We start from the raw sequence: 24,631 nt of genomic DNA, 5'->3' as shown, positions 1-24,631 counted from the left end.
GCGCGGTAGCCCCCTGCACGCCGGAGGCGTACAAAAACAACAAAAACCAAAACGCCAGCGCCTCACAAAGAATCGAAAGACCCGCTACGCCCCGGGCCCACCGGCCTGCTGGTCGCGTTCGCGGATTTCGGCACGCTTGATCTTGCCGCTGATGGTCTTGGGCAGTTCGGCCACGTAGTCGATGATGCGCGGGTACTTGTACGGCGCGGTCACCTTCTTCACGTGGTCCTGAAGCTCCTTGGTCAGTGCGTCCGAGGCGGTGTAGCCAGCGGCCAGCACCACGGTGGCTTTCACGGCCTGTCCGCGCAGCGGATCGGGCACGCCGGTCACGGCGGCCTCCACCACGGCGGGGTGGGCCACGAGGGCGCTTTCCACCTCGAACGGTCCGATGCGGTAGCCAGAGCTCTTGATCAGGTCATCCACGCGGCCCAGGAACCAGTAGTAGCCGTCTTCGTCCATCCAGGCCTTGTCGCCGGTGTGGTAGTAGCCGCCGAACATAACCGAGGCGGTCTTTTCCGGCTCTTCCAGGTAGCCCCGGAACAGCCCCACGGGCAGGCCCTCGGCCACGCGCACGCAGATTTCGCCTTCCTCGCCGGGGGGGCAGATGTTGCCCGCCGCGTCCTGCAACACCACATCCCAGCCGGGCATGGGGCGACCGATGGAACCCGCCTTGGGGGTCATGCACGGCAACGTGGCGATTTGCAGGGTGGTTTCGGTCTGCCCGTAGCCTTCGTGGATTTCAAGGCCGGTGGCGGCCTTCCAGGCGTGGAACACGCTGTCGTTCAGCAGTTCGCCCGCCGTGGTGCAGTGGCGCAGCTTCGACAGGTCGTACGTGGACAGATCCTGCCGGACCAGAAAGCGGTACACGGTGGGCGGCGCGCAGAAGGTGGTCACGGCGTGGGTGGCCAGCACGTCCAGCAGGGCCGCCGGTTCGAACTTGCCCCGGAAGTCGTAGACGAACACCGAGGCCCCGGCCATCCACTGGCCGTAGAACTTGCCCCACACCGCCTTGCCCCAGCCGGTGTCGGCCAGGGTCAGGTGCAGGTCGCCGGGCACCAGGTCGTGCCAGTACATGCCGGTCAGCAGGTGGCCCAGCGGATAGGTGTGCACGTGCTCCACCATCTTGGGCATGCCCGTGGTGCCGGACGAAAAGAAGATCAGCAGCGGGTCTTCACCGCCCGCGAATTCCAGCGGGCTTTCCGGACGGGGAAACCTGGCCTCCGCCGGGGTGAAGATGGTGTCGTAGTCCACCCAGCCGCGCGGCAGGGCGTCGCCGCCCACCTGCACGCACACGGCAAGGCCGGGACAGTCGGGCCGGGCGGCCTCCACGCGGTCGGTGATGGAATGGTCCACGATGACGCACCGGGTCTTGGCGCGCTCCACGCGGAACACGATGTCCTTGGGGGTGAGCTGGGCCGGTGCGGGAATGGCCACCGCGCCAAGGCGGTGCAGGGCCAGCATGGACACCCAGAACTCGATGCGCCGGTACAGCACCAGCATCACCCGGTCGCCCTTGCGGATGCCCTGCAAACGCAGCGCATTGGCCAGTTTGGCAGAGGCCTCGGCCATCCAGGCGAAGGAGTAGTCGCGCCGCACGCCCGCATCATCCACATGGGCTATGCACAGCCGACCCGGGTCAGCCGCCGCGATGGGGTCCAGCACATCAAAGGCGAAATTGAAGGTGTCCGGGGCGTCGATGCGGAACGCGGCGCAGAATTCCTTGTAATCCTTGGCCGTAAACTTTGTGGTGTAGGTCATGGGTGCATCCCTGTGAAGCAAACCCTTGCGGGCTTGTTGACTGATGGCGTGTACGGCGCGCCCCCCATGGTGGCGGTGGGGGCGTTTTCCTGCGGCGTAATAGCGGGCTACGCCCGAAGGACCGCGGCCCGGTGCGGATTTTCGTTCGCTGGCAAGGAAAACAAGTCCGGCCTGAGGGAACATACGCTTTCGGTATTTGACCGAATGCCGGACGCTGTTTGACCGCGTTGCGCTCGATGCCCGTAAAGCTCGCAAGCTCGCTTAACGGGCACGCTTCGCGCCCTTCGGGTCGGTCAGCCAGCGGACGAAAGGCCCACCGGGACGGCCCTAGCTAATTACGTCCAGAAAGACCGCATCCACACCATCAAGGCCGCGCAGGGCGTGCGGGATGCGCGAACTGAAGTACAGGCTGTCACCCGCGGCCAGCACGTGGCGCGCGTCGTTCAACCATATCTCCAGGCGGCCTTCCAGGATGTAGATGAATTCCTGGCCCCGGTGGTAGTTGAACACCAGATCCTTTTCTTCCTTGGGGGGCACGCGCACCAGAAACGGCTCCATGCGCCGGTTGGTGAAGCGCGAGGCCAGGTTCCAGTAGTCGTAGTCCTTGCGGCGCTGCACCGAAAGGCCCTCGCCCTTGCGCACCAGGCTGTAGCCGTGCAGGTGGGCGTCGCCGCCGGAAATCAGCGCGGTCAGGTCCACGCCGCATTCGCGGGCCACGTCGGTGAGAAAGCTCACCGGTATCTCCACCTCGCCGCTTTCGAAGCGGGCCACCTCTGCCTCGGTTGCGCCCACCTTGTCCGCCAGTTCCTGCCGCGTAAAGCCGCAGGCGTCACGCAGCCCGGCCAGGCGCGGCGCTATTTCCTTGTAGGGCGGTTGTTGCATCGTCCGGTCCTCCTGTTGTGCTCCGGCGCCCCCGTACATTGCGGTAGCGCTCTCGATGGCTGGGGGAAGCATTGCGATACCCCAGCGTGCCGTAAATGAAAAGCCCGCCATGCCAATGACATCCGCAGGTCGGGCAGCCTGCCGGTGTCTCTGCTGTTCCTGTCCGCCCCCCGGGCACGGACAAAACGAAAGGCGGCGCGAACCGGGGAGGTCCGCGCCGCCGTAATGGCATGCGCCCTGCCAACCGCGTACGCGGCGGCACCCCCCATGGCTAGGGGTAGGTAATTCGACCGTTGCGTTCGATGAGCGACAGCGTGTTGGTGACCTGACGGCCCAACGGCGTTTCGCGGCTCATTTCGCGCTCGATGGAGGTGATGCCCTTCAGCACCGTGGAATGGCGGCGGCTGAACCGGTCGCCGATCTCCTTCAGAGAAAGGTCGGTGTGCTTGCGGGCCAGGTAGAACACGGAGTTGCGGGCAACCACGTATTCACGCTTGCGGCTGCGCGAATTGAGCTGCTTGGGCGAAATGCCGAAGCCTTCGCACACCTTGCGCACGATGCCCTCGAAGTCCATGACCACTTCCTGCTGGGCATAGTGGCCAAGCACTTCCCAGGCCATCTCCATGGAAATCTGGCGGTTCAGCAGCTTGGCCTTCAGCACCAGGTTGTGCAGGCAGCTTTCGATCTGGCGCACGTCGGTGCGGATGCGGTCGGCCAGCAGATCGGTGACGTTGTCGGGCAGCATCACCTGATGCAGGCGGGCCTTTTCGCACAGGATGCGACGGCGGGTCTCGAAGCCGGGCTTGTCGATGTGCGCAAGAAAGCCGGAGCAGAACCGCGACACCAACTGGGTATCCAGGTTCTTGAGGTCGCGCGCGGCGAACGAGCTGGACAGCACCACGCGGCTGCCGCGCGACTTCAGCGCCTTCACCGTGGCCAGCACCTCGTCCTGCATGCGTTCCTTGCCCTGAAGGAAATGCACGTCCTCCAGCAGCAGCACGTCAACGTCGCGGTAGCGGGCCTTGAAGCGGTCCACTTCCCGCGCCTTCAGGGCGGCGATGAGCCGGGTGGCGAATTCCTCGGCGGTCAGGTACTCCACGCGCGGCGTGGCGCGGTTGCTGGCCTCGCACAGGGCGCGGCCCACGGCCTGCATCAGGTGCGTCTTGCCAAGGCCCGGACCGGAGCTGAGAAACAGCGTGTCTGCGGAAAGGGTTTCGCGGCAGATGCCGCGCGAGGCCGCAAAGGCCAGTTCGTTGTTGGGCCCCACCACGAACGAGTCGAACGAAAAGCGCCAGTTAAGGGCGCGGTTCGGGGCGGGCATGTCCAGCGGCAGGCCCAGCTGTGAGGGCTGGGCGACGTGGGCGGCACGCGCACCGACGCCGGATGCGGAGCGGGCGGCCACGGCCTGCACGGCAGAGGAAATCTGGACGGCGGGCACGGGCTGGGTGCCGTCTGCGGCATTCGCGCCCGGTACGGCGGCGGATGCGGATGCACCCGCGCGGCCCATGCGCGGCGAAAGGCTGCCCGCGCCCTGCGGCGCGGCATCCACCACCACGGTGGGGGCACTGCCCAGCACGGCGGTGGCCGCCTGCACGATGTCATCCAGCAGCCGGTCGCGGACCCAGGCCGCAACGAATTCGTTGGGAGCCACCAGGCGCAGCACGTCGTCCTGGACCTCTGCCGCCAACGGCGAGATCCAGACCTTGAAGAGCCCCGGATTGAGACTCTTTTCTAGAATATTCTGAATTTGGCCCCAAATTGAAATCATGGTGCTTGGTTTACGGAGTTCGAGGTTGGGTTGCAACAGAGAAAAAGCGCCTGTCGTCATGCGTAACTCGCGCCCTGTTTCCCAAGACTTTTTTCGAGATAACCAACTGCAATCACAGAATCTAACCACTCGATGGCGTCATTCCGCCGTTTTGCGGACACCTTGGCAGGCAAGACTTTCCACAGCCGAGAACCCCTGTTTTCCACATCAACGAAAAAACTTTTCCACAGGCACATTCTTGAATTACGCCCAAAAATTGCCCGTGCATCTATTTTTTTCTCACCACGACACCATCCGCGTGAAACAAATACACTGCGCCCGGCATCCCGCGTCACCGAGCAGGCACGTGCAGCGCCGTGTCCCGACAAAGAGACAGGGCAGCCGCCCACACGCGCGGCGGGAAACAACGCTGCCTCGAACGCAGCAAAAGCCATTGGACAGCCTGTCTTTTCAGAGTGTTGGCCAACGCAGTGCGATTCCGCCCGCCATGCGGAAAAAAGACGTTGCGCGTGGCGCCCCCCGCCCGTCTGCCAGCGGCTTCCCGCCGGCTTCCCGCTGGCCGTGCGCTTGCGCACGATCACTCAGGGCTGACGCAGGGGATACCGGCCACAGGTGAACCGTTCGCCCTCCGGGCAGTAGCCCAGCCGTTCGCACTTGGCCCCGGCCACGGCGAACAGTTCCGGCAGCACGCCGCGGCACAGGCCCAGCATGGCGTCGGCCATGGCCCGGATCTCCCACTGGGCGCGCATGCAGCAGCGATGCTCGAAGAAGTTGAGCAGGCTGCGGCAGTTCATGGTCAGCACGATGCGCGTTTCCGCCGCCTGTGGCAGCACGAAGCGGGCATCCTCGTTGGACCTGGACCCGGCCCTGCCGTCGGCTTCCAGCAGGGCCTTGATGTCGCGGTAGGCGTCGCCGATCTCGGCCATGCACTGCTCGAAGCGGGCCAGGGCCTGCGGATTGCGGGCAATGGCCGGGGGCAGCACGTAGTCGAAGTTGCTGCCGTCCACGTAGCGCTGGCTTTGCTGCGAATACGAGGCGATGCGGTGGCGCACCAACTGGTGGGTCAGCGCGCGGGACACCCCTTCCGCCGCGAAGGTAAAGCTGACGTGCTCCACCGGGCTGGCATGGCCTGATTCCATCACCGAAGCCACGAACTGGGCCTGCTTCTCGCGCGCGATCTCGCCGGACAGCAGGCGCGGCCACATGTCGGCCACGAACCCGGAATGGTAGCACTGGCGAAAGGCGGCATAGATGAGCGAGAGCGGTTCCGGGGTATGGGCCAGCAGTTCGACCCGCAGCGTCGTCTTGGGCATGGGGATTCCGTAACCGGCAGATGGCCGGGCAAGGGGTGGAGACAGGATATTGCGGCGCATATCCTACCGCGCGCAACCTGTCCGGCGGCAGCCAGTCCGCACGGGGCAGGCCGCACGGGTCAGGCAGCACAGGTCAGGCTGCATGGGTCGGGCCGCGCGAAATTGACCACACAGGTCGGGTCACGCGGGATTGACCTGTGGGGCCGCCCGCCGTCAAGCCAGTGGCAGGTCAGATGATCTGGCCAGATGATCTGGCCGGATGGTCAGGCCAGCAGGTTGAGGTGCCGGTAAGCCTTGGCCGTGGCCACGCGACCACGCGGGGTGCGCTTCAGAAAGCCGCACTGGATCAGGTACGGTTCGTAAATGTCTTCTATGGTTCGCACCTCTTCGGAGCAGGCCACGGCCAGGGTCTTCACCCCCACCGGGCCGCCGCCGAAGTGCTCTATGAGCACGGACAGCAGCTTGCGGTCCATCTGGTCCAACCCGCTCTCGTCCACGTCCATGCGGCCCAGCGCGGCGGATGCCTGTTCCGGGGTGATGGTGCCGTTGCCGTGCACGGCGGCGAAATCGCGCACCCGGCGCAGCAGCCGGTTGGCGATGCGCGGGGTGCCCCGCGAGCGGCGGCCTATCTCCACCGCGCCTTCCGGGGTCAGGTTGGCCCCCAGGATGCGCGCCGTGCGCGTGACGATGCGCGCAAGGTCGGCGGGCGAATAGAATTCCAGCCTGCTGATGATGCCGAAGCGGTCGCGCAGGGGCGACGACAACAGCCCGATGCGGGTGGTGGCCCCCACCAGGGTGAACGGCTCGAGGTCGATCTTCACCGTGCGCGCCCCCGGTCCCTGGCCGATGACCAGGTCCAGCTTGAAGTCCTCCAGCGCGGGGTACAGCACTTCCTCTACCGCCACGGGCATGCGGTGGATCTCGTCCACGAACAGGATGTCGTGCCGCCCGAGGTTGGTCAGGATGGCCGCCAGGTCGCCGCTGCGCTCAAGCACCGGGCCGGAGGTGGACACCAGGTTCACGCCCAGTTCCGCCGCGATGATCTGGGCCAGGGTGGTCTTGCCGAGGCCGGGGTTGCCGTAGAACAGCAGGTGGTCCATGGCCTGCCCGCGCTCCAGCGCCGCCGCCACGAAAACCTTGAGGTTGGCCCGCAACTCGTCCTGCCCGATGAAATCGTCCAGGCTGCGCGGCCGCACGTTCTCGTCCATGCAGATGGTTGCGCAGTTGCCTGCGCCCCCTCCATCCGGTCCCTTGCACTGTGCCGTCATCAGCGCCCCCTCGCCAGGGCCTTCAGGGCCGCGCGCAGCGCCCCGGCCACGTCAAGGTCTGGCTCGGCCTTCAGCACTTCCTTCAGCACCGGGGCGGCCTCGTCCTCGAGGTAGCCAAGGTTGCCAAGCCCGGCCAGCGCATCGCGGAACACCCCGCCCGGCGCGGCCCCGCCCGCCAGCACAAGGCCCGCGGGCAGTTCTTCCACCTTCAGTTTGTACTTCAATTCCAGAAAGATGTGTTGCGCGGTCTTTTTGCCGATGCCGGACACCCGCGTCAGCGCCAGCACGTCGTCCTCCACCACCAGGCGGCGCAGGTCGTCGGGGCGGAACTGCGAAAGGATGGCCAGAGCCGTGCGCGCGCCCACCTTGCTGATGGTGGTGAGCACCATGAAGGTCTGCCGTTCGTCCCAGGAGGAAAAGCCGAACAGTTCCAGGGCATCCTCGCGCACTTCCGTCCGCACGTGAAAGGCCACCTGCCCGCCCCGTTCCGGCAGGCGCGACAGGGTGTGCGCGGGCAGGTGCACCTCGTACCCCACGCCCCCATCCGTCACCACCACGCAGGCATTGCCGGAAATTTCGGCAACGCGGCCTTCGACATACGCGATCATGGTTCCACCTCTCGCGGCACCCTACACAAAAAGCGTCCGGGCCGAAAGCCGGGCGCGCAGCACGGTCCTGCCACAGCCTGCCCAGCATGCCCCGCCCTATCCCGCCTGCCTGGCCCAGCTCGCCCCTGCCTGGCCCAGTTCGCCCTGTCTGGCCCAGTTCGACACTGCCTGGCCCACTCCAGCCCGGTCCTGTCCGGTCCTGTCCGGTACGGCCCAGTCCGCCCGCCGGAAAAAACCTTCCTTTCCGGATAACGCCCTTGGTACGAATCGGAAAACCCCGTATGATCCCACGCACCCCGCATCAGGGAAACCCGCCCGGAGCCCCCGCATGCCCTTGCCGACCCGCCCGCTTTCTCCCTTCGCATTGTTCCGCCTGCACGCGGAACGCACCCCCATCCGCCTGCTGCTGCTGACACTGATACTGCTGCTGCCCTGCGCACTCTACGTGGCCGACAGATATGCCGACATGTGGGCGGTCCGCGCGCTGGATGACATGGTGGCCGATGCCAAGGCGCGGCTGGCCCTGCGCCAGCGCACGGTGAACGACGAATTCGAGCTGGCCTTTGCCGGGCTGCGCCGCCTGCCCGACCTGCTGGCACAGGACGACCGCATACGTGACGAGGCGGCACCAAGGCCGGAGGCGGCACCGCGCAAACAGCAGCAGGCCGACGTGAGGCGCCGTGCCCCCGTCAACACCTTCCTGAAGACCTTTGCCGAAACCATGGACCTGCACATCGCCTGGCTCATGGACCACTCCGGCACGTGCATTGCCACCAGCAACTACGACTCCGCGGACAGCCTGCTGGGCACCAACTACGCCGACCGCGCCTACTTCATCGCCGCCATGTCCGGCGAGCGTGGCCGCCAGTTTGCCGTGGGGCGCGTTTCCAGCGTGCCGGGGTTCTTCTTCGCCTCTCCGGTGCGCCAGTACGGCACGGTGCTGGGCGTGGTGGCCGTGAAGACCGACCTGCCCACCCTTTCGCGCCGACTGCGCCTGGACGCCGCCTTCATCACCGACGAACAGGGCGTGGTGGTGCTGGCCAACGACAAGACGCACATATTCCATGCCCTGCCGGATGCCCCGGTGCGCGACATGCCCATCTCCGCGCGCATCCTGCGCTACAAGCGCGAGGCGTTTCCCGAGCTGTCGCTGCGCCCCTTCGTGGTGCGGGGCATCGGCGAAAAGCACGGGCTGACGCTCATCGGCGATGCCACCCGCCCCGCGCTGCTGGGGGTGATCCACCGCCCGCAGGACGGCCTTTCGCTGCACGTGGCCGAAGAGGTGGGCGAAGCCCTGAGCCTGGAGGACCGGCGGCAGGTGCGCTTCCACTTCGCGGTGCTGTGCGGCCTGGCCGTGCTGGGCACCCTGCTTTCCGCCGTCATCTACACCCTGCACAACCATGCGCAGTTGCGCATCATAGAGGGCAACAACCAGGCCCTCACCCGCCTGAACGAGGAACTGCGCCGCATTGCGGAACGCGACCACCTGACCGGCTGCTTCAACCGGCGGCGGCTGGACGAGGCCATGAACGCCGAACTGGCCCGCAGCGCGCGCAGCGGCCACCCGCTGGCCCTGGCCATGCTGGACCTTGACCACTTCAAGGCGGTGAACGACCAGCACGGCCACGGCGTGGGCGATGCCATGCTGGCCCACGTGACCGAGATCATCCGCAACCAGTTGCGCGAACCGGACCTGCTGGCCCGCGTGGGCGGCGAGGAATTCGCCCTGCTGCTGCCCGACACGGGCGAGCGTGAAGCCGTAACCCTGCTGGAACGGGTGCGCCGCAAGGTGCAGGAAACCCCGCTGCCCCATGCCGACGGCCCCATCCCCATGACGGTCAGCGCGGGCGTGGCCGAGTCGCGCCCGGATATGGAACCCGGTCGCTGGATGCACGTGGCGGACGCGGCGCTGTACATGGCCAAGCGCTGTGGCCGCAACCGCACGGTGCGGGCCACGCAGGTGCCCGAGGAAACGCTGACGGGCGGAAGCCCGCCGCCGCACTGTGTCATCCTGAGTGAGCCCGGGAGCGAAGACTGAAGCCCGACACGGGGCAGAAGGCCAGCCGGGACGACGCTCGGGACGAAGACGGGAACAATGCGGAAGCCGTGGCGTCGCGATCCGGGTCGCTCACATGTCCCGCGCGCACCTGCCTGCACAGCCTGCCCGCTCCACCTGTCCAGACCGCACCCGTTCCCCTGAAAAAACACGGGCCGCCCGGTAACGCCGGACGGCCTTTTTCTCAGGGCACCATGCCTTCGGGGCCATGTATTCAGTCACCCCGTCACGGTGCCCGCATGGCGCGGGATGTCCCCTGCCGACTGTTCTCCCCCTTCGCGCCGGACAGGCCCTTGCGCGAAAGGGGCAGGCGGGCAAGGCCCGTCAGCCCAGCCTGGCCAACCGGGACAGCCGCCGGGCGTTCAGGTGGCACACGGCTGCGGCCAGCGCGTCGCCCGTATCCAGCCCCCAGCCGCCCTTGGCGCCCAGCACCCGGGCCACCATGAAGCTTACCTGTTCCTTGTCCGCCCCTCCGGTGCCCACCAGAGCCTTCTTGATTTCCGTGGGCTGGTAGTCGGCCACTATCACCCCGTGCGCGGCGCAGGCGGCCACGGCCACCCCGCGCGCCTGCCCCAGCTTGAGGGCGGTGGCCACGTTGCGGGCGGCGTGCACGTTCTCGATGGCGGCCTCGTCCGGCGCGTAACGGCCCACCAGGGCGTGCAGTTCGCGGAACAGGTGGCCAAGTCGCGCGGCGAAGTCGTCGCCCTTGGGCCGGATGGCTCCGCAGTCCACCAGGGTGAGCACGCCCGACATTTCGCGCACCACCCCCCAGCCGGTGCACTGCGAGCCGGGGTCGATGCCGATGACGGTGACGCCGCCGACGGTCCCACTGGTGACTGAAACCGGGCTGGCGGGCGTTTCCGCCTGGGGCGATGCGGGCTTGCGGGGGGGCATGGGGCCTCCGGCTGGTGCCGGGAATGCAGGGTGATGCCGCAGCGCGGCGGATGCCAATCTTCGGACGGGTGCGCGCCACGTCCGTGCCGCCGCCGTCACGGGTGTTACGGGCGTCGCGCGCGTCACGGGCACCCCGGTGCTGATCTGCCAACCGGAGCCCGACCTGCCGCAGCGGGCACGACAGCGGGCACGACAGCGGGCACGACAGCGGGCACGACAGCGGGCACGACACGAACGCGACAGGGGCGTCACACGGACGCCGGAAACGCCGGAGCCCGCGCAAGGCGGGCTCCGGAGCGGGGCATGTCGGCTATTCCAGTTCGGCCAGCACTTCGTCGGGCAGGTCGAAGTTGGCGTGCACGTTCTGCACGTCGTCGTTGTCTTCCAGGGCGTCCACCAGGCGCATCAGCTTGCGGCCGGTTTCCGCGTCCACTTCCACCGTGTTCTGGGGAATCATGGACAGTTCGGCGGAATCCATTTCCATGCCAGCGGCTTCCAGCGCGTCGCGCACGGCGGCAAAGTCGGACACGGCGGTGTGGATTTCCCAGGTGCCGCCCTCGTCGCGCACGTCGTCGGCGCCCGCGTCCAGCGCGGCTTCCATCACCTGGTCCTCGGTGTACTTGCCGCCGTCCAGGGTGATCACGCCCTTGCGCTCGAACATCCAGCCCACGCACCCGGCCTCGCCCATGGAGCCGCCGTGCTTGGAAAGAATGTGGCGCACTTCGGCCACGGTGCGGTTGCGGTTGTCGGTGGCCGCTTCCACGATCAGGGCCACGCCGCCGGGGCCGTAGCCCTCGTACGAGATTTCGAGGATGTCGCCGCCCGCCAGTTCGCCGGTGCCCTTCTTGATGGCGTTGTCGATCTTGTCCTTGGGCAGGTTCACGGCCTTGGCGGCGGCAATGGCGGCGCGCAGGCGGGCGTTGCTGGCCGGGTCGCCACCGCCCTTGGCGGCGATGATGATTTCCTTGGCGGCCTTGGTGAACAGCTTGCCGCGCTTGGCGTCCTGACGCCCCTTGCGGTGCTGGATGTTGGCCCATTTGCTATGTCCGGCCATGCGTCCTCCTGAAAGAAATGACTGCGAAAGAGATGTGTGCGGAAACGCCACGGCGCGGCCCCGGCGGGCGTCATGCCTGCCGGGCTCGCGCCATCGGCGCCGTGCGTCAGTCCTGCTGTCCGTCGCCCCGGTACCCGAGGCAGACGTAGAATGTTTCCTTGCTTTCGACCCGCGAGCTTTTGGGCTTGAAGGTCTTCACGGTCTCGAAGCGGGCCCGCAGCGCATCAAGCAACTGCTTGACGTCCGGCCCCATGAAAATCTTGACCACGAAACTGCCGCCCTTTATCAGGCAATGGTCCGCCACCGCAAGAGCCTCGATGCACAATTCCAGCGAACGGGCCTGGTCGGTGAACCTGGTGCCCGTGGTGCGCGGGGCCATGTCGCTGATCACGACGTGGAACGGCCCCATGGCCGCCAGCGCGTCCTCGAAGGCCTCGGAGCGGTTGAACACGTCCTCTTGCATGAAAGTGACGTTGGGCGGAAACTGGGTATCGGTGTTTTGCAGGTCGCAGGCCAGCACCCGTCCCTTCGGCCCCACCCGCTCGGCCGCGCCAAGCGACCACGAGCCGGGGGCCGCCCCCAGGTCCAGCACCTTCATGCCCTGACGGAACAGCTTGAAGCGATTGTCGATTTCCTTCAGCTTGTAGATGGACCGCGCGGGATAGTTTTCCTGCTTGGCCTTCAGAAAATAGTGGTCTCGGTATGTCTTCATGTGGTCACCCGTGGCCGCTTGTACCCGAAAGCCCTCCGCCCGCCAAGGACTCACATGGCCCGCCCCGCCCGACTGCGCATCCCCAACGAACTGGGCCAGCTCCGGACCCTGCCCGACGTGGCGGGGCCCGACATGGCGGAACCTGACGTGGCGGCACCTGACGAGATCGCGCCAGGCAACATTGCCACAACCAGAGCTGGGGCGGGCGGCACGCTGCCGGGCGACATCCTGCCCGCCACCTTCGACATGCTGCCCCCGCGCGGACAGGGGGCCGACGCCCCCGCCGAGGTGGTGGTGCTGGGCCTGGGGCCAAGCCCGGCCACGGCGCAACGGGCGGTGGACGTCGCACTGGCGGGGCTGCGGAACAAGCATGCGTCCCGCCGTGGGGCAAACGCATCCACACCGGGCGCATCAGCTCCGGACGGACAGGGCGCCCCCACCGTGCACGTCATCGAATGCCCGGCGTTCATCCATCATATGGAAGAGGCCACGCACGGCGCATGGCGCGCGGCCATCCCCGCAGGATGGACGCTGGCCGCGCCGGAAGACTTTCCGCCCCAAAGGCTGTCCCGCGCGGTGGTGGTGGTCTACCGCGAGGCGGAACGGCTGTTCCCCTCCTTCTGGGGGCCGCTGCTGGGCACGGCGCGGGCCGTGCGCATGGCACCCGGGCTTGCGCTGCCGCCGAAAGGCATGGGGGACCACGCCGGGGTGCGTTCCGCCCGGTCACGCACCGTGCTGCTGCCCGGCGCGGAAGGGTCGCTGCTGCTGCCGGAACTGGAGTCCGCCCTTGCCGCAGAGGGGCTGACCCCGCGCCGGGCCGATCCGGACACCCTGCACGCCGACCTGCCTCGTCTGCTGGCCGACCAGCGCCCGGACCTGTTCCTGAGCGTGAATCTGAAGGGCCTCGACGCCTGGGGCGAACGCTTCCATCTGCTGCGCGCCTGCGGGGTGGACGTGGCCGTGTGGTGCGTGGACAACCCCTTCCATCTGCTTTCGGCCCTGCGCGGACCGTGGTGGCGCGGGGCGCTGCTGTGCGTCACCGACGCCTCGTTCATTCCCCTGCTGCGCGCCCACGGGGCACAGCGGGTACTGCACCTGCCGCTGGCCACCGGTCCGGAATTTTTCGGGCCGGAGTCGGCAGGCCCTGAACCGGCAGGGGATGCCGGAGACACCGTAACGACCCGGCCTTCTCCGGCAGTCATGGCCGCCCTGAACCCCGTGGTGTTCGTGGGCCGGTCCGCCTTCCCCGGCAAGGGGGGCTTTTTCGCGGGGCAACATATAGCCCCGGCCCTGCTGGACGAGGCGCTTGCCCTGCTCCACGCGCCCGGTCCCCGCCCCGACTTCCATTGCCAGCCCGACTTTCATTGCCGACCCGACTTCCATTGGTGGACCGCGCGCCTCGGCATCGCGGAACTGTGGCCCGGCAACGCGGTGCGCGCGGCGGGCCTGGGGGCCGAGGAATGCGCACTGGCCCGGCGGGTGCGCTGCCTTGCCGCCGCCGCGCCGCATGGCCTGACCGTGTTCGGCGATGACGGCTGGCAGGCGCTGCTGGCGCCGGGCACCGACCTGCGCCCCCCGGTGGACTACTACGCCACCCTGCCCGCCGTGTACCGGGCGGCCCGCTGGTCGCTGAACGTCACCAGCCTGCTGCTGCCCGCCGGACTCACCCAGCGCCACTTCGACGTCTGGGCGGCGGGAGGCTTCTGCATCACCGACGACACGCCGGGCCTGGACATCTTTCCCGAGGAACTGCGCCGCGAGGTCGCCTTTTCCCCGGCCCGCAGCGGCGGCAATGACACGGCGTCCCCCGCCGCCCGTGTCGCCCCGCCTAGTGGCGAAGCCCCCGGCCTTGATGCGCTGCTGCACCGGCTGGGGCGCGAGCCAGCCCTGCGCGCCGACCTTGTGACGGCATGGCGGGCGCACATCCTGTCACGCCATACCTACCGCCACCGGGTGCGCACCCTGTGCGAGGCGCTGAGGCTTGAATAGCGGCCAGCGCCTGCCGCCGCCCCACAGTCCTGCTGCCCGCCGCCTGCTGCCCGCCGTGCACGCCAGCCGGACGTCCGCACCGCCTTCCCGCATCGTCAAATTTTTCCGTCCCGGCCTCTTGCAGTCGGGCGGCAACAGGTATATACAGCCTTCTCCTGACTGGGGACGTAGCTCAACTGGGAGAGCGCAGCGTTCGCAATGCTGAGGTCGTGAGTTCAATCCTCATCGTCTCCACCAGCCAAAAACGGGCTTGCCGAGCACATCGGCAAGCCCTTTTTTCGTTTGCGGATCAGGATGCGAGCACGGTTCCGACGTACTACCCACCGTATCCCTGCGACTGCGCCATCCTTGGCAACTGGGCCAGCAGCAGTGACAGCGGACGGCGCGGACAACACAGCCGATGCACCGGGGGCCGCAATCCCTGAGGCGGCATCTGCGATCCGGCCACGGCCATTTCCGCCGCTTCCACGTATTCGGCCCGGCAGTGGCAGCCGATGGAGAACGGCGGCAGCCATGCCGCCAAGTCCGGATGGGTGCCCGAAAGCACCACGCCATGCAGGGCCATGCATTCAGGGCAGGCAGCGGCACGGTCCTCGTCATCCACCATCAGGCGCAGGCCGCCGCCCGGCGCGTCGCGCAACCGTTCCAGCACGGCCAGCGCCGCCCCCCGCCACGCAACGTAATGGTCCATGAACAGGCCGCATTCGTCGTCGTCCGCGCCCGCTTCTTCCGCCAGATTCCACACCACCTGCCCGGTCAGCCGGGCCAGCAGGGGGTGGCTGTCCACCAGCCTGCCCGTGGCCGCAAGGCCGCCGGATTCCCGACGCCCGGCGCTCTGCTCGGTGGCATCCTGTTTCGTCATGGCAGTGCTCCTGGTATCCCGGATGAAATCTGGCAGTGGCGCGCACGGGCCAACCAGCCCGGTGACCACGCCACACGCCCTGCGGCGGCCAGCCAACGGGCGAAGGGACCATTCGGAACGGCCCCTACGGCTTCACGTAGGCATACCCCTTGCGCTGCAAGTCCACCAGTTCCACGATGCCCGCAGGCACCACGGTGCAGGCGGGGTTCAGCCATGCCGCATCCAGGCCGAAGTGGCGCATGGCGTTGGCGCATACGCGAATGTCCAGCCCCAGCGCGCGCAGTTCGCGCAGCGGCTCGGCAAAGTCCGGATCATCCGCGCCCATCAGCCGGATGCCCGGCCCGTTGACCACCAGCACGCTGGTGAAGGACTCCCCTTCCAGGGCCTTGTGGTAGTTGCGCACGTTGCTGATGGCAATGTTGAGTTCCGCCGGGCCGTTGTCGAAATGAAAGACGATGTCGTAGTGCATGGATGTCCTGCCCGTAGTGCGTTGACGGTGATGACGCCCGAAACAACCCCCAGGGGGTGTTTTTTAATTAGGATTTTCGTTCGTTGGCAAGGAAAACGAGCCTGGCATGAGGGAGTATATTCTTATCGTATTTGACCGAGCCTTAGCCGTTAGGTGAGCGAAGTGAACCTTACGGATAAGGACAGCAGGGCTATGGCAGGCGAAGTTTGACCGCTCTGCGCTCGATGCCCGTAGGACTCGCAAGCTCGCCCAACGGGCACGCTGCGCGCCCTTCGGGTCGGTCAGCCAACGGGCGAAAGAACTATTAGAAAAACACCCCCTAGCGCACCATGCGCCGATACTCCCCGCTCTCCTGCAATTGCCGCAGCCCCGCGTCAAAGGCATCGCGCACGACCGGGTCGCGGAACACGAAAAAGCGGTCCTGCGCCGGAAAGATGCGGTGGATGCGCACCGGCGCGCCCACGCCCCGCGCTGCCAGCCGGGCGCGATGAAAGGCAAAGATGCGCTCGTCCACCACGATGACCCGGTCACGCCGGTGAAAGAACGCCTCCACCTGGGCCCGCTGGTCCACCTGTTCCTCGTAGCGGGGGTTGGCGCCAGCCATGGCCGCGAAATCCGGCCCCATGAACACCCGCGCGTTGTGGAAGGCCGTCACCGGCAGGTTCTGCAGATCGGCCAGCGAATTGATGTCCAGCCCGGCGGCTTCCAGCGATACCGCCACGTTGCGGTATTGCAGGTACATGTCTCCCAGGGCCAGCCCGGCAACGTCGGCATGGCGCCCCACGGGGCCGCAGCCGTCCAGCGTGCCCTTGCGCACCAACTCCAGGGCGCGGGCATGCGGCAGGAATACCGGCACGACGCGGTAGCCGGACCGCCCCAGTGCGGCAGCCACCAGACGGGGCTCCAGGCCGCTCTTGTTGACCATGTCCACGTACGGCAACGAGGAGGTGCTGAAGCCGATGCGCAGTTCCTGTCCGGCGGGGGGAGGGGCCGCAGGCACGGCAGCCGGGATTTCCGCCTCGTCGACGGCGTTCTGGCTGGCCGCATCCTGCCTGGGCGCATCCTGGCTGACGGCATCCTGGCTGACGGCATCATGGCTGGTGGCATGCTGGCTGGCCGTATCCGGCGTGGACTCCAGGGCCTGCCGGACCGTCGCCTCGGCGGCCCGAGCGGCCCGCGCACCGGGCACGCCGGAAACCAGCACGCAGACCAGTGCCAGCACGGCGCACACGGCCATGTTGTGCACAATCGCTGCGACCCCGCGTGCCCTGTGCCCCCAATGTCTCATCGGAATGTGCCTGCCTTCGCATGGGCATGGTAAAGAATGGTTGCAGAATACCCCGCCGTTCCCGTGGCGGCAAGCCGCCGCGGCTTGCCTTTTCCCCCGGCATGGCTATGTTGGACGCGTCGCATGACACGGACTGCGCCCTCCATGGCGTGTTGTCCTTATGCCCGGCCCCGGCCGGGTTTTTTATTATCCGCAACCTGCCGCGTTCGCGCGGCACAGGAGCCGCCATGCCCACCATGTTCACCTCGATCGCCACTACCCTTGCCGGGGCATCCGGCGCCGCCGGTTCATGGATCGCCCTGTTCGCCGCCGGACTGTTCGAAGTGGGCTGGGCCGTGGGGCTCAAGTACACCCAGGGCTTCACCCGCCCCGTGCCCTCTGCGCTCACCGTGGTGGCCATGGTCGTCAGCCTGTACCTGCTGGCCGTGGCCCTGCGCCACCTGCCCCTGGGCACCGCCTACGCGGTGTGGACCGGCGTGGGCACGGTGGGCACCGCGCTGCTCGGCATCGCGCTGTTCGGCGAGCCCGCAACCGCCGCGCGCCTGGGCTGCATCCTGTGCATCGTGGCGGGCATTGCGGGGCTGAAGCTGCTTGCCAACTCCTGACGCAACGCATCGACGCACACCCCCACGCAACGTGCAACGTCACGCCACCGTGCATCACCCCGCCGAAACAATGGTGCCCGTTCGCCGGTAGCCCCCATCGGGGCACCCGGCGACGGCACTGGCCACATCACGCCAATGGTGCTGCACGGCTGTCCGCCACACGGCACCCCATGCCCGCCATTGAAAGCCGAATCCGGACTGATGTAATGAACAGCGATTTTCTGTAGTGTTTACTCACATAATAAACAGCAACTAGCTACTCATTTCACAAAGCGTCGCATTCATTTCACCGCATTAGATCAGGCGCCTGACGTCTTTTTTGGCAAATCTTTTGTACTTGCAGCATGATCCGATCAACTTGCGAATTTTTTTTCCTACGGCGAAAAAAATTGGTCGCGCGGTCAAACATTGGCATGGACACGCTTTTTTCTTTGTCGCGCCCTGTTTTGTACCACTCATTCACAATCAGGGGGGTTGAAAGAAGTCTCCAGTCAAAATAAGGTGGAGCCACAAATTGGTTGTTCAACCAATTTGCACCATACACGCTCAACGACGGAGACTCGCATGACCACCGCTCCGCCTGTCGCCGAACTGCCGTTCCTGGCCATGCTGGGGGCACTGCTGTTGCTCGGCGGCGCCGTGTCGGCCCTAGCGGCACGCCGACGCCCCTTCACCATGCTGGGCCTGATGTGCCTTTCCGACATCGGCCTCACGCTTCTCGGCCTTGGCCTTGGCGATGGCGCCGGGCTGGTCGGGGGAACCACCCAATTCATCTACCAGTTCGCGGCGCGGTGCCTTGCGCTGCTCACCCTTGTCCGTCTTGCCCGCACGGCGGGGTCGGACCGACTGGACGACCTGCGCGGCATCCGCGCGGCGCTGCCCCTGACGGGGCTGTTCTTCGGGTTCGCCATGTTTGCGGGCATGGGGCTTTCCGTCTTCCTCGTGCCGGACGGGCGGGCCTTCATCCTGCATGCCGCCTTTGCCGCCGGGCACTGGGGCTACGCCGTAGCCGTGGCCTTCGCGGGCATGGCCCTGGCCGCCGCCACCGTGCTGTCGGTACAGGCCATCTGTCTTGAATCCGGCCAGTGGCGCGAATCCGCCCACGTTCCCCACGCCCCGTCCGTCACGTTCCACGTGCTGGCGGGGCTTTTTGCGGCCTTCCTTGCCGCGTTCGGCCTGGCCGGACACGCCGCCACCGCGCAGGTGGCCGACGCATTGGGCGTTGCGCGCGACACCCTGCCCGCCTTCGGCGCGCACTGGCACCCCGCCGCCCTCGTGCCCTACGCGGGCGCCTTTGCCGTGTGGTGCATCGGCCTTGCTTCCGGTCGCGCCCGCGCCCTGGCCGGCGTGGCCCTGGTGGCCGCCTCGGTGGCGCTGACCTGGACCGACACCGCCATCGACCCGCTGTCCCGCCTGTTCGGGGTGATCATCGCGGGCATCGGCCTGGTGGTGGCGGTGTACTCGACCGGCTACATCCACCACGACCGTCGCGCGGGCGGCTACTGGTTCTTCCTGCTGCTGATGTGCGGCTCGCTCTCGGGCCTGGCCCTTGCGCGCGACTTCGGCGGCTTCTACGTGTTCTGGGAACTGATGACCTTCTCGTCGTACTTCCTGGTGGCCCATGAGGCCACGGACAAGGCATTCCACGCCGCCGTGAAGTACTTCGTGATGTGCGTGGCCGGGGCCTGCGCCATGCTGCCCGGCTTCATGCTGCTGTCCGCCCAGGCGGGCACCCTGGACTTCGCGGCCCTTGCCGGTCTTGCCGCCACCCTGCCCGCCCCCGTGGTGAAGGGCGCGGTGGTGCTGGCCTTCGTGGGCTTTGCGGTCAAGGCGGGCCTTGTGCCCGGCCACGGCTGGCTGCCCGACGCGCACCCCGCCGCCCCTTCGTCCATTTCCGGCCCGCTGTCAGGCATCCTGACCAAGACCGGCGTGTACGGCACCGTGCGGCTGATGCTGGCGGTGTTCGGCTCCGCCGTGCTGCTGAAGGCCGGGGAATCCGCCGGTGGCTTCAGCTCCATGGGCCTCTTGGTCACCGCGCTGGGCACGGCCACCATGCTCTACGGCGAACTGATGGCCCTGAAGCAGGACGACCTGAAGCGCCTGCTGGCCTACTCGACCATGGGACAGGTGGGGGAAATCTTCATGGTCATCGGCCTCGGCACCTGGCTGGCCACCACCGGCTCGCTGCTGCACGTGCTGAACCATGCCATCATGAAGAACCTGCTGTTCCTCTGCGCGGGTGGCCTCATCCTGCGCGCGGGCAGCAAGAAGCTGGCGGACCTTGCGGGCATGGCCCGGGTCATGCCCTTCACCTCCGGGTGCATGGTCGTGGGCCTCATCTCCATCATGGGCCTGCCCCCGTTCAACGGCTTTGTCGGCAAGTACCTGATGCTGCAAGCCCTTGTGGCCGCCGGGCACCCCGCCGTGGCCGCCGTGCTGCTGCTGGGCAGCCTTGCCGGGTGTGTCTACTACATGCGCATCGTGCGCACGCTGGTCTTCCAGCCCTACACCGGCCCCATGGTGCAGGAGGCCCCGGTCTCCATGCGCGTGGCCACCGGCGTGCTGGCCGCGCTGTGCCTGGTGCTGGGCGTGCTGCCGCAGCTGGGCCTGTCGCTGGTCACCCCCGTGGCCGACATGCTGGCGGGCGCGGGCAAGCTGGACGCCCAGGCCCTGCCCATGCTGGCGGTGACCTGGCATCCCTTCGTGCTCGTTCCCATGCTGGGCGCCGTGGTGCCCTTCCTGCTGCGGCGCGACCGCAAGGCGGCGGGCCTGGCCACCGCCATCATCCTGGCCGTTGCGGCCATCGCGGTGGTGTTGTTCGGGCGCGGGCTGGATTCCATCTCCTTCGCCTTCGCGCTCGTGGTGCCGGTCATCGGCTGCCTGAACATGTTCTACGCCGTGGGCTACATGGAGCACAGCCACACCCAGTGGCGCTTCTACACGTTCTTCCTGTTCATGGTGGGCGGGCTGATGGGCGTTGCCGCCAGCAACGACCTGTTCGGCTTCTTCACCTTCTGGGAGATCATGAGCTCGTGGAGCCTGTACTTCGTCATCGTGCATGAGGAAAACCCCGCCGCGCTGCGCGAGGGCTTCAAGTACTTCTTCTTCAACGTGCTGGGCGCGGCCCTCCTGTTCCTGGGGGTGGTCATGCTGTCCTCCATGGCGGGCGACCCCAGCTTCGGCGCGGTGCGTTCCGCCCTGCCGACCATGCCGGTGGCCCTGGCCGCCACCGCCGTGGCCCTGATGGCCATCGGCTTCACCATGAAGGCGGCGCAGCTGCCCTTCCGCATCGACGTGCAGATGCACCCGGCAACGGCCCCCACGCCTGTTTCCGGCTACATTTCGTCGGTACTGCTGAAGAGCGCCCTGTTCGGCCTCGCCAAGCTGTTCTTCGTGCTGGGCGGCGCGGGCTTCTTCACCGGTCTGGCCGCCCAGTGGGGCCAGCCGCAGGTGATGTACGCCATCGCCTGGGTGGGCGGCATCACCATCGTCATGGCCGCCCTGCTGGCGGTGATGCAGTCGGACCTCAAGCTGGTGCTCATCTACTCCACCGTCAGCCAGCTGGGCTACATGGTGGTGGGCGTGGCCCTGGGCACCCCGCTGGGCATGGCCGGGGGCATGCTGCACCTGGTCAACCACGTGCTGTTCAAGGACCTGCTGTTCCTGGTGGCCGGTTCGCTCATCCTGTGCACCCACAAGCACTCGCTGGACGAACTGGGCGGCATCGGGCAGCGCATGCCCGTCACCCTGACCATGTTCGCCATCGGGGCGCTTTCGGTGGTCGGCGTGCCGCCCACCAACGGCTTTGCCTCCAAGTGGATCCTCTACCACGCGCTGATGGCCGAGGGCGAAGTGGCGCTGGCCCTGCTCTCGCTGGCGGGCAGCGTGCTGACCCTGGCCTACTTCGCCAAGTTCCTGCACTCGGCCTTCCTGGGCCGCCCCTCGCCGGAACTGGCCCACGTGCATGAAGCCCCGCGCATCATGCTGGTGCCCATGGGCATCCTGGCCGCCGGGTGCATCATCACCGGCGTGTTCCCGGGCCTGCCCCTGCTGGCCATCGACATGATGGGCCGCGAACTGGGCTTTGCCGGGCTGATGGTGGCGCCGTGGGGCGTGGCTTCCGGCGCGGGGGCGTTCAACGCCACCGCCCTGGCCGTGCTGCTGGCGGTTGCCTTCTTCGGCGGGCGGACCGCCCTGCGCAGGCTCATCGGCACCGTGCGCACCACCGACATCCACACCTGCGGCGTGGCCATGAAGGCCGACGAGGCCCGCCTTGCCCCGCAGGACATCTACGGCGCACCCCTGGCCCTGCTGCGGCAGCTGGCCCAGGCGGCCATGCCCGCCCTGAAGCGGAGGTAGACCATGTCCTACGCCACTGAACTCTTCACCCAAACCGGCCTTGGCCTGCTTGGCCTGCTGGTGTTCCCGGGCGGGTTGTTCGCCCTGATGGTCGGCCTGTTCCTGAAGGGGCTTGACCGGCGCATCGAGGCGCGCTTGCAGCGCCGCGTGGGCCCGCCCCTGATCCAGCCCTACCTGGATATCGCCAAGCTGTTCACCAAGGAAACGGTCATGCCTGCTTCCGCCAACCGGGCCGCCTTCCTGCTGGCCCCGCTGCTGGGCCTGACCGGCATGGCGGTGTGCGCCGCGCTGCTGCCCGTGCCGGGCGTCAGCGGCGGCCTGCCCGCCATGGGCGACCTGCTGGTGATCTTCTACCTGCTGCCGCTGCCCGCCATCGCGCTGATGGTTGGCGGTTCCGCCTCCAGCTCGCCGTTCGGGGCCATGGGCTTCTCGCGCGAGATGACGCTGATGTTCGCCTACGAAATGCCGCTGCTGGCCGTGATGCTGGCCGTGGCCATGAAGGTGGGCATGGCCACCGGCGGCGGGGCCGAGTTCTCGTTGGCCAATATCGTGGACTACCAGCTTGCCAACGGGCAGCTGGCCTTCGACCCGGTGATGATTCCGGCCCTGCTGGCCTACCTGCTGTTCCTGCCCGGCACCATGGGCACCGTGCCCTTTGACGTGCCCGAGGCCGAAACGGAAATCATAGAAGGCCCCCTGCTGGAATACTCCGGCCCGGCGCTGGCCTTCTTTCACATCGCCTCGGCGCTCAAGGCCGTGGTGGTGCTGGGGCTTGGCGTGGCGCTGTTCCTGCCGGGCACGGTTCCCGGCGGCATCGTAGCCAACATTCCGTGGTTCGTGCTGAAGTGCGCGGCGCTGATGGCCGTTTCGCTGACGCTGGTCAAGTCGGCCACCGGACGCTTCCGCGTGGACCAGGCCTTCACCTTCTACCTCAAGTACCCCTCGGTGCTGGCCCTGGCGAGTCTGGTGCTGGCATGGCGCGGTATGTAGGCGGAGAGGAGACGATATGAACTTCCTGAAGAAGCTCTCCGTGCGGTCGCCGTGGCTGTACCGGATCAACGCGGGCTCGTGCAACGGCTGCGACGTGGAACTGGCAACCACCGCCTGCATCCCCCGCTACGACGTGGAACGCCTGGGCTGCAAGTACTGCGGCAGCCCCCGCCATGCGGACATCGTGCTCATCACCGGACCGCTGACCGCCCGCGTGAAGGACAAGGTGCTGCGCGTGTGGGACGAGATTCCCGAACCCAAGGTCACCGTGGCCGTGGGCATCTGTCCGGTGAGCGGCGGCGTGTTCCGCGACGGGTACTCCATCGAGGGCCCCATCGACCGCTACATCCCCGTGGACGTCAACGTGCCCGGCTGCCCGCCGCGCCCGCAGGCCATCATCGAAGGCGTGATCAAGGCCCGCGACGTATGGATGGCCCGCCTTGGATTGCAGGAGTAAGCCATGCTGGGATTCCTGAAGATACTAGCCCGCAACGTGGCCCAGGGGCCGTCCACCGACCCCTTCCCCTTTGCCGAGACGCATACCCCCAGCCGCTTTCGCGGCAAGGTGACCATGGACCCGGCCAAGTGCGTGGGCTGTGCCATCTGCCGCCACGTGTGCGCTGGCGGGGCCATCCGCATCGAGCCGCGCGAGGACCGCAGCGGCTACGACTTCACGGTGTGGCACAACACCTGCGCCCTGTGCGGGCTGTGCCGCCACTACTGCCCCACCGGGGCCATCACCATGACCAACGACTGGCACAACGCGCACCTGCAGGAACGCAAGTACGACTGGGCGGAGCACCACTTCGTCCCGTACCTGCGCTGCACCGGCTGCGACACGCACATCCGCATGCTGCCGCCGGACCTGGCCACCCGCGTGTACGCAAACCACGCCCACGACCTGGACTTCCCGGCGCTGCTGCGCATGTGCCCCAAGTGCCGCCAGGTGGCCGCCGCCACCCGCTCCGCCGCCCTGAACGCCGCTACGGACGCTGAAGGAACCGCCCCGGCGGACACGGGCAACGGCAACGGCTCCCGCCCGGCGGCCAAGGCCGCCGCCAACGAAGAAACCACCCCCGCCACCCCCCACACGGTGAAGGACGGAGGACGCACCGATGCTGACACGCCCCGCGCAACTGCAGGCTAAGGCACTGCTGGACCAGCGGCTGCCCGACGCCGCAGGCGCAGACATATCCTGGACCGAGGACGCCCACGGCAACATCTACGGCTGGATCATGCTGGACAACGCCCCGCGCCTTGCGGAACTGGCCCCGGCCATGTCCCGCTGCCGCCTGCGCCTGTGCACCATGACCGCCTACGATCCGGAGCGCGACCCGGCCAACCCGCAGCGCGCCATCGCCTACCACTTCGACCTGGACGGCCTGACCCTTACCGTCACCGCGCCGCTGGACATGCCCGAAGCGGATGAAAACGGCGACGTGACCGGCAAGCCGGAAGTGCCCTCCATCACCCCGTGGTTCCGCAACGCCGACTGGAACGAGCGTGAATTCATGGAGATGTACGACATCGCGGTCACCGGCCACCCCAACCCCAGACGGCTGTTCCTGGACGAGCGGCTGGACGCGGGCATCATGGGCCAGATGATTCCCCTTTCCACCATGATGAACGGTGCCTCCACGCAAGACCTGTGGGAGCGCATCATGTCGGCGAAGCTGCCCGAGGGCACCACCGTCGCCACCGGCGCCCCCGTCGGCGCCATCGCCACCGTCACCGACGAGGAGGCACAGGCATGAGC

Annotated in this window: 21 protein-coding genes and 1 tRNA gene; 9 read left to right on the top strand and 13 right to left on the bottom strand. The window is 67.4% G+C overall.

The genetic code is table 11. From position 1 onward, the window contains the following. Positions 1–84: 84 nt before the first annotated feature. From K6142_RS04890 to ruvA, 7 genes are all read right to left on the bottom strand, one after another. Complete coding sequence (locus tag K6142_RS04890; protein WP_190244286.1) at positions 85–1,758, bottom strand: AMP-binding protein; 1,674 nt, start codon at positions 1,756–1,758, stop codon at positions 85–87. A gap of 327 nt (positions 1,759–2,085) precedes the next feature. Continuing rightward, entirely contained in the window at positions 2,086–2,640 is a 555-nt protein-coding gene (locus K6142_RS04885; RefSeq protein ID WP_190244285.1) for a helix-turn-helix domain-containing protein, read from the bottom strand. 271 nt (positions 2,641–2,911) lie between these two features. Beyond that, on the bottom strand, positions 2,912–4,408 hold the full coding sequence (dnaA, locus tag K6142_RS04880) for a chromosomal replication initiator protein DnaA (RefSeq protein WP_190244284.1): 1,497 nt from the start codon (positions 4,406–4,408) through the stop codon (positions 2,912–2,914). A gap of 56 nt (positions 4,409–4,464) precedes the next feature. Beyond that, a complete protein-coding gene (locus K6142_RS04875; protein WP_155860574.1) occupies positions 4,465–4,842 on the bottom strand; it encodes a hypothetical protein in 378 nt (125 codons plus the stop codon). 147 nt (positions 4,843–4,989) lie between these two features. Continuing rightward, a complete protein-coding gene (thyX, locus tag K6142_RS04870) occupies positions 4,990–5,721 on the bottom strand; it encodes an FAD-dependent thymidylate synthase (protein WP_190244283.1) in 732 nt (243 codons plus the stop codon). A gap of 263 nt (positions 5,722–5,984) precedes the next feature. Further along, positions 5,985–6,989, bottom strand: coding sequence for a Holliday junction branch migration DNA helicase RuvB (ruvB, locus tag K6142_RS04865; RefSeq protein WP_190244282.1), 1,005 nt, complete (start codon positions 6,987–6,989; stop codon positions 5,985–5,987). Continuing rightward, on the bottom strand, positions 6,989–7,597 hold the full coding sequence (ruvA, locus tag K6142_RS04860; protein ID WP_190244281.1) for a Holliday junction branch migration protein RuvA: 609 nt from the start codon (positions 7,595–7,597) through the stop codon (positions 6,989–6,991). The genes ruvB and ruvA overlap by 1 nt, the downstream gene beginning before the upstream one ends. Before the next feature lie 328 nt (positions 7,598–7,925). Here ruvA and K6142_RS04855 point away from each other — a divergent pair, with 328 nt between their 5' ends. After that, the gene (locus K6142_RS04855; protein ID WP_190244280.1) at positions 7,926–9,635 is read left to right on the top strand and encodes a sensor domain-containing diguanylate cyclase; all 1,710 of its coding nucleotides are present in this window, start codon (positions 7,926–7,928) and stop codon (positions 9,633–9,635) included. Positions 9,636–9,977: 342 nt separating this feature from the next. Here the strand turns inward: K6142_RS04855 and ruvC are convergent, their stop codons facing one another. From ruvC to K6142_RS04840, 3 genes are all read right to left on the bottom strand, one after another. Further along, on the bottom strand, positions 9,978–10,547 hold the full coding sequence (ruvC, locus tag K6142_RS04850) for a crossover junction endodeoxyribonuclease RuvC (RefSeq protein WP_223290280.1): 570 nt from the start codon (positions 10,545–10,547) through the stop codon (positions 9,978–9,980). Between the two features lie 310 nt (positions 10,548–10,857). Beyond that, the gene (locus K6142_RS04845) at positions 10,858–11,601 is read right to left on the bottom strand and encodes a YebC/PmpR family DNA-binding transcriptional regulator (RefSeq protein ID WP_190244279.1); all 744 of its coding nucleotides are present in this window, start codon (positions 11,599–11,601) and stop codon (positions 10,858–10,860) included. A gap of 106 nt (positions 11,602–11,707) precedes the next feature. Further along, positions 11,708–12,313, bottom strand: coding sequence for an RlmE family RNA methyltransferase (locus K6142_RS04840; protein WP_190244278.1), 606 nt, complete (start codon positions 12,311–12,313; stop codon positions 11,708–11,710). A gap of 54 nt (positions 12,314–12,367) precedes the next feature. Here K6142_RS04840 and K6142_RS04835 point away from each other — a divergent pair, with 54 nt between their 5' ends. Further along, complete coding sequence (locus K6142_RS04835; RefSeq protein WP_190244277.1) at positions 12,368–14,302, top strand: glycosyltransferase; 1,935 nt, start codon at positions 12,368–12,370, stop codon at positions 14,300–14,302. A 161-nt stretch (positions 14,303–14,463) separates the two neighbouring features. Beyond that, positions 14,464–14,539, top strand: a tRNA-Ala gene (locus K6142_RS04830). Positions 14,540–14,618: 79 nt separating this feature from the next. Here K6142_RS04830 and K6142_RS04825 read toward each other — a convergent pair. The 3 genes from K6142_RS04825 to K6142_RS04815 all read right to left on the bottom strand — a co-directional run bounded on the left by K6142_RS04825 (position 14,619) and on the right by K6142_RS04815 (position 16,870). Further along, complete coding sequence (locus tag K6142_RS04825) at positions 14,619–15,164, bottom strand: hypothetical protein (protein WP_190244276.1); 546 nt, start codon at positions 15,162–15,164, stop codon at positions 14,619–14,621. A 124-nt stretch (positions 15,165–15,288) separates the two neighbouring features. Beyond that, entirely contained in the window at positions 15,289–15,633 is a 345-nt protein-coding gene (locus K6142_RS04820) for a DsrE family protein (RefSeq protein ID WP_015946810.1), read from the bottom strand. 319 nt (positions 15,634–15,952) lie between these two features. Beyond that, the gene (locus K6142_RS04815) at positions 15,953–16,870 is read right to left on the bottom strand and encodes a hypothetical protein (protein ID WP_223290282.1); all 918 of its coding nucleotides are present in this window, start codon (positions 16,868–16,870) and stop codon (positions 15,953–15,955) included. A 287-nt stretch (positions 16,871–17,157) separates the two neighbouring features. Between K6142_RS04815 and sugE the strand changes: the two genes are divergently transcribed. The 6 genes from sugE to K6142_RS04785 all read left to right on the top strand — a co-directional run bounded on the left by sugE (position 17,158) and on the right by K6142_RS04785 (position 24,629). Then, positions 17,158–17,526 carry a quaternary ammonium compound efflux SMR transporter SugE gene (sugE, locus tag K6142_RS04810; RefSeq protein WP_190244307.1) on the top strand — a complete coding sequence of 123 codons (369 nt, stop codon included), beginning with the start codon at positions 17,158–17,160 and terminating at the stop codon, positions 17,524–17,526. Positions 17,527–18,090: 564 nt separating this feature from the next. After that, positions 18,091–21,885 (top strand): complex I subunit 5 family protein, encoded by a 3,795-nt coding sequence (locus K6142_RS04805; protein ID WP_190244274.1) that lies wholly within the window; start codon positions 18,091–18,093, stop codon positions 21,883–21,885. A 3-nt stretch (positions 21,886–21,888) separates the two neighbouring features. Then, positions 21,889–22,875: a respiratory chain complex I subunit 1 family protein gene (locus K6142_RS04800; RefSeq protein WP_190244273.1), complete on the top strand. Its 987-nt coding sequence runs from the start codon at positions 21,889–21,891 to the stop codon at positions 22,873–22,875. 16 nt (positions 22,876–22,891) lie between these two features. Continuing rightward, positions 22,892–23,332, top strand: a complete 441-nt coding sequence (locus K6142_RS04795) for an NADH-quinone oxidoreductase subunit B family protein (protein ID WP_007527825.1) — start codon at positions 22,892–22,894, stop codon at positions 23,330–23,332. A gap of 3 nt (positions 23,333–23,335) precedes the next feature. Beyond that, positions 23,336–24,022, top strand: coding sequence for a 4Fe-4S dicluster domain-containing protein (locus tag K6142_RS04790; RefSeq protein WP_190244272.1), 687 nt, complete (start codon positions 23,336–23,338; stop codon positions 24,020–24,022). Next, a complete protein-coding gene (locus tag K6142_RS04785) occupies positions 23,991–24,629 on the top strand; it encodes an NADH-quinone oxidoreductase subunit C (RefSeq protein WP_190244271.1) in 639 nt (212 codons plus the stop codon). Before K6142_RS04790 ends, K6142_RS04785 begins: the two co-directional genes overlap by 32 nt. Positions 24,630–24,631 lie beyond the last annotated feature (2 nt).

The sequence above is a fragment of the Nitratidesulfovibrio sp. SRB-5 genome, assembly GCF_019931275.1.
Lineage (GTDB): Bacteria > Desulfobacterota > Desulfovibrionia > Desulfovibrionales > Desulfovibrionaceae > Cupidesulfovibrio.
Note: the sequence above shows the minus strand (reverse complement) of the source record. Positions and strands in the feature narration are given on the sequence as shown.

What these genes read in the sequence shown, in the direction of transcription:
- K6142_RS04890 (WP_190244286.1), bottom strand. Translation starts at nt 1,758, where the DNA reads ATGACCTACACCACAAAGTTTACGGCCAAGGATTACAAGGAATTCTGC.
- K6142_RS04885 (WP_190244285.1), bottom strand. Translation starts at nt 2,640, where the DNA reads ATGCAACAACCGCCCTACAAGGAAATAGCGCCGCGCCTGGCCGGGCTG.
- dnaA (WP_190244284.1), bottom strand. Translation starts at nt 4,408, where the DNA reads ATGATTTCAATTTGGGGCCAAATTCAGAATATTCTAGAAAAGAGTCTC.
- K6142_RS04875 (WP_155860574.1), bottom strand. Translation starts at nt 4,842, where the DNA reads ATGGCTTTTGCTGCGTTCGAGGCAGCGTTGTTTCCCGCCGCGCGTGTG.
- thyX (WP_190244283.1), bottom strand. Translation starts at nt 5,721, where the DNA reads ATGCCCAAGACGACGCTGCGGGTCGAACTGCTGGCCCATACCCCGGAA.
- ruvB (WP_190244282.1), bottom strand. Translation starts at nt 6,989, where the DNA reads ATGACGGCACAGTGCAAGGGACCGGATGGAGGGGGCGCAGGCAACTGC.
- ruvA (WP_190244281.1), bottom strand. Translation starts at nt 7,597, where the DNA reads ATGATCGCGTATGTCGAAGGCCGCGTTGCCGAAATTTCCGGCAATGCC.
- K6142_RS04855 (WP_190244280.1), top strand. Translation starts at nt 7,926, where the DNA reads ATGCCCTTGCCGACCCGCCCGCTTTCTCCCTTCGCATTGTTCCGCCTG.
- ruvC (WP_223290280.1), bottom strand. Translation starts at nt 10,547, where the DNA reads ATGCCCCCCCGCAAGCCCGCATCGCCCCAGGCGGAAACGCCCGCCAGC.
- K6142_RS04845 (WP_190244279.1), bottom strand. Translation starts at nt 11,601, where the DNA reads ATGGCCGGACATAGCAAATGGGCCAACATCCAGCACCGCAAGGGGCGT.
- K6142_RS04840 (WP_190244278.1), bottom strand. Translation starts at nt 12,313, where the DNA reads ATGAAGACATACCGAGACCACTATTTTCTGAAGGCCAAGCAGGAAAAC.
- K6142_RS04835 (WP_190244277.1), top strand. Translation starts at nt 12,368, where the DNA reads ATGGCCCGCCCCGCCCGACTGCGCATCCCCAACGAACTGGGCCAGCTC.
- K6142_RS04825 (WP_190244276.1), bottom strand. Translation starts at nt 15,164, where the DNA reads ATGACGAAACAGGATGCCACCGAGCAGAGCGCCGGGCGTCGGGAATCC.
- K6142_RS04820 (WP_015946810.1), bottom strand. Translation starts at nt 15,633, where the DNA reads ATGCACTACGACATCGTCTTTCATTTCGACAACGGCCCGGCGGAACTC.
- K6142_RS04815 (WP_223290282.1), bottom strand. Translation starts at nt 16,870, where the DNA reads ATGGCCGTGTGCGCCGTGCTGGCACTGGTCTGCGTGCTGGTTTCCGGC.
- sugE (WP_190244307.1), top strand. Translation starts at nt 17,158, where the DNA reads ATGTTCACCTCGATCGCCACTACCCTTGCCGGGGCATCCGGCGCCGCC.
- K6142_RS04805 (WP_190244274.1), top strand. Translation starts at nt 18,091, where the DNA reads ATGACCACCGCTCCGCCTGTCGCCGAACTGCCGTTCCTGGCCATGCTG.
- K6142_RS04800 (WP_190244273.1), top strand. Translation starts at nt 21,889, where the DNA reads ATGTCCTACGCCACTGAACTCTTCACCCAAACCGGCCTTGGCCTGCTT.
- K6142_RS04795 (WP_007527825.1), top strand. Translation starts at nt 22,892, where the DNA reads ATGAACTTCCTGAAGAAGCTCTCCGTGCGGTCGCCGTGGCTGTACCGG.
- K6142_RS04790 (WP_190244272.1), top strand. Translation starts at nt 23,336, where the DNA reads ATGCTGGGATTCCTGAAGATACTAGCCCGCAACGTGGCCCAGGGGCCG.
- K6142_RS04785 (WP_190244271.1), top strand. Translation starts at nt 23,991, where the DNA reads ATGCTGACACGCCCCGCGCAACTGCAGGCTAAGGCACTGCTGGACCAG.